Annotated in this window: 9 protein-coding genes; 4 read left to right on the top strand and 5 right to left on the bottom strand. The window is 35.5% G+C overall.

Annotated elements, in window-relative coordinates; all coding sequences use genetic code 11:
* The first annotated feature begins 218 nt into the window (after positions 1-218).
* The 4 genes from aroA (at position 219) to clpP (ending at position 4401) form a co-directional block, all read left to right on the top strand.
* A complete protein-coding gene (gene aroA, locus XJ32_RS11375; protein WP_077389913.1) occupies positions 219-1550 on the top strand; it encodes a 3-phosphoshikimate 1-carboxyvinyltransferase in 1332 nt (443 codons plus the stop codon).
* An 8-nt stretch (positions 1551-1558) separates the two neighbouring features.
* Entirely contained in the window at positions 1559-2038 is a 480-nt protein-coding gene (locus XJ32_RS11370; protein WP_254422388.1) for a hypothetical protein, read from the top strand.
* Positions 2039-2450: 412 nt separating this feature from the next.
* Entirely contained in the window at positions 2451-3743 is a 1293-nt protein-coding gene (gene hemL, locus XJ32_RS11365) for a glutamate-1-semialdehyde 2,1-aminomutase (RefSeq protein ID WP_077389910.1), read from the top strand.
* A gap of 67 nt (positions 3744-3810) precedes the next feature.
* Complete coding sequence (clpP, locus tag XJ32_RS11360; protein WP_077389907.1) at positions 3811-4401, top strand: ATP-dependent Clp endopeptidase proteolytic subunit ClpP; 591 nt, start codon at positions 3811-3813, stop codon at positions 4399-4401.
* Between the two features lie 295 nt (positions 4402-4696).
* Here clpP and mfd read toward each other — a convergent pair whose 3' ends face one another.
* From mfd to dapB, 5 genes are all read right to left on the bottom strand, one after another.
* Positions 4697-8161, bottom strand: a complete 3465-nt coding sequence (gene mfd / locus XJ32_RS11355; RefSeq protein WP_254422387.1) for a transcription-repair coupling factor — start codon at positions 8159-8161, stop codon at positions 4697-4699.
* Positions 8162-8285: 124 nt separating this feature from the next.
* Positions 8286-10046 carry a lipoprotein N-acyltransferase Lnb domain-containing protein gene (locus XJ32_RS11350; RefSeq protein WP_167620002.1) on the bottom strand — a complete coding sequence of 587 codons (1761 nt, stop codon included), beginning with the start codon at positions 10044-10046 and terminating at the stop codon, positions 8286-8288.
* 158 nt (positions 10047-10204) lie between these two features.
* Positions 10205-10777: a hypothetical protein gene (locus tag XJ32_RS11345; protein WP_077389901.1), complete on the bottom strand. Its 573-nt coding sequence runs from the start codon at positions 10775-10777 to the stop codon at positions 10205-10207.
* Positions 10778-10910: 133 nt separating this feature from the next.
* Positions 10911-11783 carry a class I SAM-dependent methyltransferase gene (locus tag XJ32_RS11340; protein WP_077389898.1) on the bottom strand — a complete coding sequence of 291 codons (873 nt, stop codon included), beginning with the start codon at positions 11781-11783 and terminating at the stop codon, positions 10911-10913.
* Between the two features lie 167 nt (positions 11784-11950).
* Positions 11951-12712, bottom strand: a complete 762-nt coding sequence (dapB, locus tag XJ32_RS11335) for a 4-hydroxy-tetrahydrodipicolinate reductase (RefSeq protein ID WP_077389895.1) — start codon at positions 12710-12712, stop codon at positions 11951-11953.
* Positions 12713-12747: the final 35 nt, after the last annotated feature.

The raw sequence follows: 12747 nt of genomic DNA, 5'->3' as shown, positions 1-12747 counted from the left end.
TTTGATTATGTTGTAGTTTGTATAGAATCTTTCAAGCATTTTACACTAAGCCTACTCTCTAACTATAAATCCACACTAAGCCCTATTGCTTAGTGTTGTCTATTAGCTTATTATAAAGGCAAGATGATTTATATAATGCGTTTAGAATCTATTGTCTCTATGCTAAGCTATACTACTATTTTCACTTATGTAAGTTATAGGTTTTATCAAGGAATATTATGGATCTAGAAATTTCGCCAATACAGCAAGAAATACGAGCAGACTTAGACATTTTAGCAAGTGATAAATCCCTATCGCATCGTGTTTGCATGTTTAGTCTCTTTGCAGATTCTACATGTAGAGTAAAGCACTTTTTACGCGCAGAAGATACACAAAGAAGCCTTACTATCGCACAGAATCTAGGACTTAAGGCAAAATTTGAAAAAAATGGGGACTTGCTACTTACCCCACCAAAAAAGGGGCTACAAACCCCAAATGACATTTTATATTGTGGTAATTCTGGGACTTCTATGCGACTTTTCACAGGCTTATTAGCAGGGGCAAATCTCTATGCAGTGCTATGTGGAGACATATATTTACATGCTCGTCCAATGGGGAGAATCCTTAAGCCACTTCGCTCAATCGGGGCAAATATTACTTCACGCATAATTAAGACTAAAGATAGCGTAAAAGAAGTTGCCCCACTCTGTGTTATCCCAAGCAAAAACAAATTGCAAGGATTCACATATCATTCACAAATCGCTTCAGCTCAAGTAAAAAGCGCATTGATACTAGCCGCATTACAAGGCAGTGAAAAATCAATCTTTAGTGAATGTGAGTTAAGTAGAGATCATACAGAAAATATGCTATATGCCCTGCAGAAAAATCCCTATTTACAACAAAAAGATGATAAATTACATATCACACCCTTTGGTGCTTTTGATATGAAAAATAAGCCGCTAAAAGCCTTTGATATATCAATCCCAAATGATCCTTCATCAGCATTTTTCTTTGCTGTGCTTGCTTGTATTATGCCAGAGACTTCAATCACGCTAAGGCGTGTAATGATGAATAAAACACGCATTGAAGCATTTAAGATTCTAGAAAAAATGGGCGCAAAAATACGCTATGAAAATGAAAGAAATGATTTTGAAAAAATAGCAGATATTACAATCTCTAGCACGGAACTAAAGGCAGTTGATATTACAGAAAATATCGCATGGTTAATTGATGAGATACCCGCCCTAAGCATTGCTTGTAGTGTTGCAAAAGGGACTTCAAGGATACGCAACGCCGCAGAATTACGCGTAAAAGAGAGTGATAGAATCTCTGTTGTCGCACAAGGCTTAAAAAGCTTTGGGATACAATGCGTAGAATATGATGATGGCTTTGATATTATAGGCGGCACACTTCAAAAAGGCGTGGTAGATTCTAAAGGTGATCATCGCATTGCTATGAGTTTTGCTATCGCTGCTTGTATGTGCGGCGGTAAGATACTAGATACTGAATGTATCCAAACTTCTTTTCCAAACTTTCTAGACTTACTTTCATACTTTGCTAAGATACAATAAGATACAACATGTCTAAAACATGCCCCATAAATCTTATGCCTTTAAGCCTAGATTCAATACATAATGCAGTAATACTTGCCCAGACAGATACCACCATAGGACTATTATCAAAAGATTCTAGAATCATTAATCAAAAAAAGGGTGCAAATCTCAACAAACCGCTTTTAAAAGAGATAGCAAAGCTAGATTCTATCCCACACCGCACACCCACTTCTATGCGAAATATGATAAGAAGGGCTAAAAAAACTTCATTTATACTGCCAAATGGAAGTAGCTTTAGAATGATAAAGAATAACTTACATAATGACTTTTTACAAGGCTTTAAATGGCTTTATTCATCATCAGCAAACCCCACAAATGGTGATTTTTCCATGGAGTTTGCAGGGAGTGTAAGTGATATTATCGTACTTGATAAACGCGGCATTTTTGCCACAAAAAGCAGCATGATTCTAAAAATAGGGCATAATAGGATAAAAAAGATTCGATAACACATAAAATATTAATATCTTTTATACAAAACAATAATAAATCGTTGCATTAACGAAATATGTTTAATCTAATCCTGATAAAACATTTGCTTTTGTGTCCGGGAATATCATAATTTTTGAAAATCATTGATAATACACCACAAGGACTTGAGTTTATTATCTATTAATTACTGCGTATTTGTAAGCATAGATCCCAATTTATTATCATCTTGGGCAGGCAAGATATCTAAAATTTCAACATCCCTTAGTGTTTAAATAATATGCAAATCATGTTAATGATTAAAAAATATTAGATTTTTGTTATAATCACACTTTTATATGTGTGATGTGTTTGGATTAAAGGCTGATTTAAGATGGGCGTTCTCAATAAACAAGATTCACACAAGTGGTAAGATAATATAAGGATAAAGATATGCAAACGATTTTACATAGTATCAATGCGTTTAATGAGGCAAAGCAGGTTATACCCGGTGGGGTGAATTCCCCTGTGCGTGCGTTTGGCAGTGTGGGTGGCACACCGCGATTTATTAAGGAAGGAAAAGGGGCATATATCATTGATGAGGATAATAACAGCTACATTGACTTTGTGCAAAGCTATGGACCGCTTATCTTAGGACATAGTGATAGTTTCGTGGTAAAAGCTGTGCAAGAAGCGGTAGCAAAGGGCTTAAGCTATGGCGCACCAACGGAGTTAGAGACAAATCTTGCTAAAGAGATCATAAGTATATGTGAGGGTGTAGAAAAGATTCGCTTTGTAAATAGTGGGACAGAAGCGACTATGAGTGCCTTGCGACTTGCTAGGGCATTTAGCGGGAGAGATGATATTATTAAGTTTGAGGGCTGCTATCATGGGCATAGTGATAGTCTGTTGGTAAAAAGTGGGAGTGGGCTTGCAACCTTTGGCGAGACTAGCTCAAAAGGCGTTATACAAGATATTGCAAGGCATACGCTTGTAGCAAAATATAATGATTTAGATTCTGTAAAAGAGTGCATAAAGCTAAGTGGCAATGTGGGCTGTATTATCATAGAGCCTATTGCTGGTAATATGGGACTTGTGCCATCACACAAGGAATTTTTACAAGGTTTGCGAAAGCTTTGTGATAAAGAGAATATTGTGCTAATCATCGATGAAGTGATGAGTGGATTTAGGGCTAGTTTGCAGGGGTCTTATGCGTTTTATGGCGTGAGGGGAGATTTAAGCACTTATGGTAAGGTTATAGGTGGTGGTATGCCGCTTGCTGCATTTGGTGGTAGGGCTGATATTATGGATATGCTTTCACCAATTGGTGGTGTGTATCAAGCAGGCACACTAAGTGGGAATCCAATCGCTGTTAGTGCTGGACTTGCTACACTAGCCATCATTAAACAAGATAAAGGGCTTTATGAGGGATTAGAATCTCTAGCAAATAGACTGGCAAAAGGCTTAGAATCTGCTGCAAAAAAATATGATATTGCCCTGCAAACTTGTGTTAGAGGCAGTATGATGGGCTTCTTTTTTGCAGAAAATGAAGTGAGAGATTGGGATAGTGCGGCAAAGTCTAATACAGAATTTTACGCAAGATTCCACGCAAAAATGCTTGAAAAAGGTGTGAATTTCGCACCATCTCAATTTGAGACAAGCTTTATGTGTAAGCCTTTTAATGAAGCAATCATTGATGAAGTGATTGAAAAAGCAAATGAGAGTTTTAAAGAGCTAAAAGCTTAATTGTTTGATTTGGTGTGTTTTTAGCTATAATAACGACTTTATTTAGAATCTAAAGAGAGGTAAAAATATGAATTACATTCCTTATGTTATTGAAAAGACAGGTAGAGGGGAGAGAAGCTATGATATTTATTCTAGGCTGCTAAAGGATAGAATCATTATGTTAGGCGGTGAAATTGATGATTCTGTATCAAGCTCGATTGTAGCCCAGCTGCTTTTTTTGGAGGCAGAAGATCCGCAAAAAGATGTGTTTTTGTATATTAACTCACCCGGTGGTAGCGTTACAAGTGGGTTTAGCATTTATGATACGATGAATTATATCAAGCCAGATATTTGCACTATATGCGTTGGACAGGCAGCATCTATGGGTGCATTTCTGTTAAGCTGTGGCACGAAAGGAAAACGCTACGCCCTGCCGCACGCAAGGATTATGATACACCAGCCTTTGGGTGGGGCTAGAGGACAGGCAACAGATATTGAGATACAAGCAAAAGAGATTCTAAGACTAAAAACTATCATTAATGATATTCTAGCTGCAAACACAGGTCAAAGTGTGAAAAAAATCACACAAGATTGTGAAAGAGATTTTTATATGAGTGCAGATGAAGCACAAAAATATGGCTTAATTGATAGCGTTATGACTCGCTCTAGTAAGAGTTAATGTAGGGTCAAAATATAAAAGTTTATTGTAAAAAAGTATGGAATCTTACAGCAAGAATGTCTAGCGAAGAAGTAAATAGCGTATAGTCTTGCTTGATACATAAGGGTTTGAATCTTAGAGTATTTATTTTAAAATGTGTGTTTTAGTCTTGTGGTAAATGAATTTTGCAACTATTTGCTTTACAATGTTTGCTAGATCAGATTCTATATTTTACTTACCAACTCTAACTGAAAGCTATTTAGAATCTCTGAAGCATTGGGGATAATTTTACAATTCATTATATATTACAATCACTCTATTTCTTCAACATTCCTAAAAGTTCTTTTAGTTTTGTTTTAATCGTATTTAAAATATCATCATCATCTTTTGTTGGGGATTGAAGTGTGATTCTAGTGTCATCGTGCCCTATAAGGCTTATATTATATCCTGCGTTGCTAATAGCCTTAATGCCAAGTTGCAAAGCTAGTGTTTTAATAATAATAATCTCTAAAAATTGCAAACTATATATATCAAGCTTGCCAAATCTCTGCTCTATCTCGCCCTCAATCTCACGCACTTCAAATTCACTCTTCACCTGTGATAAACGGCGATATAAATCAAGTCGCATACGCTCACTTGAGACTAAACTCTCATTTAAAAATGCTGAAACTGATAGCTTAATATCTACCTTTTGTTCTTGCTGCTCGTTTTGCAAAAGGCTTTGCAAGGTATCTTCTAACATACGCACATACATGCCAAAGCCTACTTGTTTAATATGTCCGCTTTGTGCCTCGCCAAGCAGATTCCCACCGCCTCTAATCTCTAAGTCATGATATGCAAGGGCTGCTCCACTTCCAAGATATGAGTTTTTCTCTAAAGAAAGTAGTCTTTTTGCTGCATCTTGCGTGATATTCTCGCTTGTTAAAAGATAGCAAAAGCCGACATGTTTGCCCCTGCCTACTCTGCCTCTTAGCTGGTGTAAATCTGCTATGCCAAAGTTATGTGCATCATCGATTATAATCGTATTTGCATTTGGGAGATGAATGCCAGATTCTACAATGGAGGTGCAAAGCAGTAAATCATACTCTTTTTTTAAGAATGCAAGCATGCCTTTTTCTGTGTCTTTTGGATTTATTTGAGAATGTAATATTAAGATTCTAAGCTGTGGTAATAAATCATGCAAATAGCTTTGTATTGTGGTAATCTTTGCTATGTTGTTAAAGATATAAAAGATTTGTCCGCCTCTTCTTAACTCTCTTAGAATCACTTCCTTAATGAGAGAATCTTGCTTGACTTTCACAAAAGTTTTACTCTCTTGTTTAAAAAATGGTGGTGTTTTTAGCTCACTGATTGATTTTAGTTTAGAATAAGCCATGTTAAGTGTGCGAGGGATTGGGGTTGCAGACATGGATAGAATATGTGTTGTAAGGCTTTTTTGCTTTAAAAGCTCTTTTTGTTTCACGCCAAATTTATGCTCTTCATCAATCACCATTAGCCCAAGATTCTCTATCTCAAGGTTAAAGAGTGAATGTGTGCCGATTATAATTTGTATATTGTCTTTAAAGTTTTCTTGTATAGCCCTTTTTTGTGTTGCGGTTGTGAATCTATCTATTTTTGCAATATAGAGAATCTTACCATTAGGCAATTTTGTATTATGCAGTCTTTCTTTAAAGCTTTCAAAATGCTGATTACAAAGCAGGGTTGTAGGCACTAGCACAATGCTATTAAAATCATTTAATGCACTAGCAAAGCAAAGACTCATCGCAACCTCTGTTTTCCCAAAGCCTACATCGCCATTTAACAATCTATCCATAATCATGCCACTTTTTAAGTCTTTAAGGCTTTCTTGTATCGCATGGGTTTGGTCTTGTGTGAGTGTAAAGCCCCTGCTAGATTCAAAAGCGTTAAATGCGGTGATTTGGTCTGGTGTCTCAAGCTCTATTTTTACGCCTTTAGCTAGAGTTCTTTGAGCTTGTAATCTAATAATTTCATTAGCAATAGCAAATAGCTTTTCTTTTATAGAATCTTTTAGTTTCAAAAAGCTTGATTTCCCAAGCTTATCTATCCTTACAACTGAATCATAAGCACTATATTGCTCTATCATATTGAGATTTTCAACAGGTAAAAGCAGTCTATCATCATTTGCATAAATAATGCTTATGAAGTCTTTCAAGCCACCCATAATGCTTACTTGCTTTATAGCTTCAAAGATTCCAATGCCATATTCACTATGCACGACATAAGCGCCGACTTTTAGCGCGTCTAGCTCTAGCTTTACCTTTCTTTTACGCACTATTTGTGGTTTTTGTAGGCTTAAAAATAGCTTTTCATTAGAAGTGATATTAAGATAAAAGGGGGTGATTATTTGCTTTGTTTTTATCGATAAAGATTCTAGATTATAGCTTTTTAGCATGGCATTTGTAGGGCTAAATATTGTTATATCTTTATTGCTATTTAGCTTTAATGTGTTGTGTATTTGTGATAGCTTTAGCGGCTCAAGGTCTCTAAAATTTATAGAATCTTGTAAGATATAAAACTCTGTATTAGTTTCTGGCAATACTTCTGGCATAACAAACTCAAGGTTTAAAAGATACTCGCTTAATGCCTTTGGTGTGAAAATATGGCTATAAGTTTTTAGAAAATCAAGTCCGCCAATGTCCTTTAAAAACCAGAATCCAAGTGAGTTTATACTACACTCTAGCGTATTATCTAACTCTTTTATACGAGATTCTAAGAGTGTGTGCTGGGATTCATCGAGGCTAAAGATAGCGGGGTATATCTTTAAATTCTCTATCATTTCATTTTGACTTAATTGTGTCTCATGATTGAAAAAATTAATCTCTTCAATCTCTGTGTCAAATAGGCTTATTCGTACAGGAAACTCAAAGCTAGGGATAAAAATATCAATTATGTCTCCGCGATGTGAAAACTCGCCCTGCATCTCAACAATCTCTACATGCTCGTAACCATAATGAATGAGTTTTGCTATAAAATCTTTCACAACGATATTTTCACTCTTTCGCACACAAAAGCTGTGTAATAACTCTTTGCTTGGCATAAATGCCATGAGTGTATGTGGTGGGCTTATTAGAATCTGTTTGCAATCATTCTCATACCATAGGGCAAGCTTTGCAAAAAGCTCATGAAACTCTTCATAAAAACTTTGCGTGCTATCAAATGGGCTAAGTCTAATATCTGGCAGGACAATTGGAAGTGTGCTTTCTTTTACTTCCTTTTTTGTTTTCTGCATGGAAGTTAGATTTAAGGTAGCACATAGGGCTTCTTTTGCTAATAGAATCTCTTCGCTAGAGCAGATTAAAATTTGTGGGGTATTTTTATTTTTCGTGTGATTTGTGAGAGTTTGATTGAGTGATGAAATCTTTACATGAGTTAGGATTTCTGTTAAATGTTTTGGAGACTTACTAGATTCTAGATTCTCTACCAAATCTGGGTGGGTGCAGGGTTTAGGATGCGTTATTTTAGAATCTAGAATCTTGCCATATTGAGACAAAGTCGAAAAATCTTTTTTAGAATCTTTTGTGGATTCTAGATTTTTAGATACTTCGCCTAAAGACTCAGTATGACAAATATTAGAATCTTTTGAAAGATTAAGTAGCAATTGGATATAGCTATTATCTTGGTTTGTGTGATTTGTGCTTATAGCTGATTTGATTTGCGTTTGCAAAATATCACAAGCGATTAAATCCTGCAAACTGCATTGTATATACTCGGGGGCTTCTTTTATAAAAGTCTCATAAATAGCACTTTGAATCTTAAACATATAATAACCAAATAGTGATATAAAAAGTTTGAATTATACTGAAAAATTAAAGATTTGTAGTATTACCTAAAATATTAGTATTCACAACAAGCTAAAAGCCATATAGAAATATTATCAACACAAATCAAAAATACCATGCAATTCCTGTGTTATATTGTAAAATCTCTGTTGCCTCGTATGGAATCTTACTTGTTTGCAGTAAGGTATGATAATATTTAGATTCTATAAAAATGTCAATATTTTTTAGCACCGACATGCCAAAATACGCATAAAGCATACCATCATATCCACGATTATTACCCATAAAATCATAAAAATATGTGTAATTAAAAATTCCTTTAAAATCATAATCATGCCATCTAAAACTTGTAATAACACCACTCTCAAATCCCATATACACATTATGTATAACTTCATAGCGATAGCCTATCCTTGGCAGTATATACCATCTTGTATGCTTTGTGTATTTGCCAATGCCAAGCCCAAACTCAATAGTAGGCATAATGTGTGAACTCGTGTTTGCTGCTGTAAGAAAGCCGCCATTATTATCTGGCTGATAGAGATTACTCTCAAAAGAGATATTCATAAGCTTTGAAAAACTGCGAGTTTGTGCTATATCAAGCACAGATTTCAAACGCAATAATTCAAGCTTATTAATATAAGGTTGTAATGTTATAGAATCTAATCCAACACTAAATGCTGCTAGTTTTGCCTCCATAAATTCCTTATAAGCAGTATCTGCGTTGCGACCATCAATATATATGGGATTAAACTCAATTTGTAAATGATGATTTGTAGGTGTTACAAATGGCGTAAAACCAGCATAGGAAAATGATAGGCGAGAGTTTTTCTTTGTATCAAGCACATTATTTTCTCCATGTCTCTTAACAAATTCTTGCTTTTTTTCTGGCAGGGTAATATCTTGCTGTGTGATTAATCCTTGTTTATGCAGTAGTGAGAGATATTCTGTAGGTGTTTGCAATATCTTTTTACTGCGAATATCAAACGCTCTATTTGCTACCCCAAGAATCTTACGCATAGCAGTATTGCAATTATAAGTGATAAATTTATAATGTATTTCTTTATCTTTTAGCTCCCATAAATGCTGCTGCAACAACCGCTTTTGATATGTATTGAGTAGCAATTTAAATCTATATAATGTGCGTTTTTCATCATCTAAATATTTACTTCTTGCACTTTTTGCAGGCATAAGCACGACATGACCCCTTACACCACCGATAAATACGCGTATGTAGTTAATGGGATTAAAACCTAAATTTGTAGTGGCAAAAAAGCTAATTGTATATGCCCTGTCTGCATGAAAAGATTCTTGTGTGCTAAGATAGATATGCCCCATTGCACTATTTGGATTAATATCACTCTCACCTGCAAACTCTAATGATATAAAATCAAAACTTGCACGATTATAAAATGTCTGCAAACCAATACATTTCTTTGTGTCAATATAATCTAATAGCCGCTTTCTCTCTATCCCTTGAAGTTGCGTAGCAATAAAATTTAGTCTAGCTGGATATTGACAGATAAGGCTTTTATCATCATTATAGCTTTGATTTTTTACTTGTTTTAGTGCGTGTAATTCCTCAAGCAATATGCTATAAATAAAGGCATTGTATTCTGCTAGTGGGTTAATGTAGCCTTTTGGACTTATAAAAAAGCGTGACTTTTTATTAATAAGTGATTTATTATTTTCATAATGTAGTAGTGAATGCCATTGCTTTGTATTTGCAATATCTTTGTGCTTTGCAAGTGAAGTATAGATAGTATAAATTTGTCGTGCTTTATTTTGTGAATCTAAAAATGATACAGATTCTATATGTTTAGATATATTAGATTCTGTCGTTAAAGTATCCGCATAACAAATCATAGAAGATATTAGGGATATTAAAAACATAAAGCATATAGACAGGGAAAATTGCAATGCTAATAATCCTATAACTTCATGGTTTTAAAACTCTAAAACTTGTAACTACACATAATCTCATAACTTTATAAACATGCTAAAATCTTAACTACACGCTAAACTTATTTTTTAGACTTTTGCTTTTTAGTATCTGTTGTCTTAGCTTTATCTTGTGCTTTATCGTCTTTTTGCTTAGCTTCTTGCTTGTTTTCTTCTTTAGCTTTTTTGTCTTGCTTAGATTCTGTGCTTTCTTTAGATTCTGTAACTTTTGGTTTAGCAGGTGGTGTGCAGTTTGGCTTTTTTGTTACTGGGACAACGAAGTTTGGATCATTAAACTGCCACATACCACCAGAAATCGCATCTGTTGTAGAGCCAAAAAAGCCACCAGAAAAGATATTAATCCAAAATACGCCACTAACCTTACCTTTTCCAGAAATAGAATAATTTGTAGTTTCAAAGCAAGGATTATCTTCTTCTAAAACCCTAATATCAGCACCCTTTTTACGACTAACCGCTATATCTTTGGCAGGAATTGTTACCTTTTTCCCATCAACTCTAGCAACAACTTGCTGTCCCGTGCTAGTGCTTATTGAAACCTTTTGCTTTGTGCCATTTGTAATTGTGCCACAACCAGTAATTAATAATAAACTAAGGGCGAGACCCCCCCCCCCCCATAACTGAATATTCTTTAACATGGAAAGCTCCTTAAAAAAATGATAATAAATCCGCGTTATATCGTTATGAAAATGTAAATGGTAAGATAACAAAACTAAAATCGCATATTTTATTTTTTATGTTACAAAAATATACACATTATATTATCTAACATTAAGACATATTTTTACCCACTACAAGCAGTGAGCCACCAAATGGGGCGCTAAGATTTTGTGGGAGATAGTGCTGAATCTTATTTTCTAGCCGACAAATTCCTAGTAATACTTTATTGATAAGTGCGGGCGGTGGCGTATCGCGTAGTTCTTCTTTGTGAGATTCTGCCACAGATTCTGTGTTTGTGCTAGATTTTTCGCTAGATTCTGTATGAGAATCTAATGTGTTATTTTGCTGACTTACTTGAGATTTTGCAATGCGAGGATCTTGCGTTGGATATGGTGCAGAATGCAGCAATGCCCTAACCCAAAGCAATGGCGTAATAGAAATGAAAAAATACTTCGCACATACAATCTCAAAGCCACTTTGTTTCATAAGGCTGACAAGCTCGTTTTTAGTATATCGCCGCTTATGATGCACACTCACATCGTGGGCATTCCATAACCATTTATGTGCAGGGACACTTAGAGCTAAAAGGCTTTTTGTATTATTTTTTAGCATACTTTTCATATTTTTTAACGCTACTAAATCATCATCAATGTGTTCTAACACATCAAAGGCAAAAATGCAGTCAAACTCATTCACAAAAGGCACATCAAGCAAGTCCATACAATATAAATCCTTTATGCCATAGGTTTTAGCGTATTCTAAGCCTTGCGGGTGGATTTCACCCAATGCGATATTATTAAAACCTTGCGATAAAAAATGCCTTGTAACACTCCCTGTGCCAGCACCCAAATCTAAAATCTTTGTGCTTTTGCCATTATCTTGCGGATATAAAGAAGCTAAAATGCGACTTATCTCTTGATAGATAAACTCTCGCCTTGCAATATGCCAAAAATGCTTATTTTCAGCCAAATATAGCATATCCATACCTTCACTTGGGAAGTGAAAGTTTGCATTAGATTCTGTATTTAAGCTAGATTTAGAAGTGTCGCTAGTGTCTGTGTCTAGCGTGTTTGATACAATGGGGGGGGGGGGGTAAAGTATGTGATACCATTTATAGTATGAGAATCTTTTATCTGCATAATCACTCCGTATTAAAACTCAAAAATATCTTGCATACTATAAAGCCCATTTTGCTGTCTAACAAGCCAAAGGGCTGCATGCAAAGCACCTTTTGCAAAGGTAGCCCTTGAAGTTGCATTATGCGTTAGCTCGATATACTCACCATCTGCATAGAATCCAACGACATGCCGACCGACAACATCGCCACCACGAAGACTTAGCACGCCGATTTCATCTTTATTACGCAATGCTATGCCCTCCCTGCCAAACTTAAGGGCATTTTCATCTAGGTTTCTAGCACTTGCTGCAGTTTGTGCGAGAGTTAGGGCTGTGCCTGATGGCGCGTCCTTTTTATAGCGATGATGAATCTCTGTGATTTCAATATCATAGTTGCGAAGTTGCACACTCAGCAGGGCAACAAGCTTATTTAGCATAGCCACACCCTCACTCATATTTGTCGCATAAAGAATAGGCATAGCTTTGCTACATTCATTTAAAAGCTCAATGTGCGATGGTTGTAAGCCTGTTGTGCCGATTACAAGTGGTGTGGGGTGTGTCTTTGCATACTCTAGCAGATTCTTAGTTGCCTCTGCGCTTGAAAAATCAATGATGGCTTGACTTGATTCTAAAAAATCAGCCATGCTACTTGTAACAAGCGTATTTGATGGAATGTTATATTGCAATTCATTCCGCACATACACACTTGCCAGACTAGCTTTTTTAGATTCTAGAATCTCATCAATTAATAATTTACCTACTCTACCTGTCGCCCCAAAGATACCAATTTCTAGCATAGCCTACCTTTTTAAATATTTTTGCCTTTTAATAT

The sequence above is a fragment of the Helicobacter bilis genome, assembly GCF_001999985.1.
Lineage (GTDB): Bacteria > Campylobacterota > Campylobacteria > Campylobacterales > Helicobacteraceae > Helicobacter_A > Helicobacter_A rappini.
The sequence above is the reverse complement of the archived record's forward strand: the minus strand, read 5'-3'. Positions and strand labels throughout refer to the sequence as shown.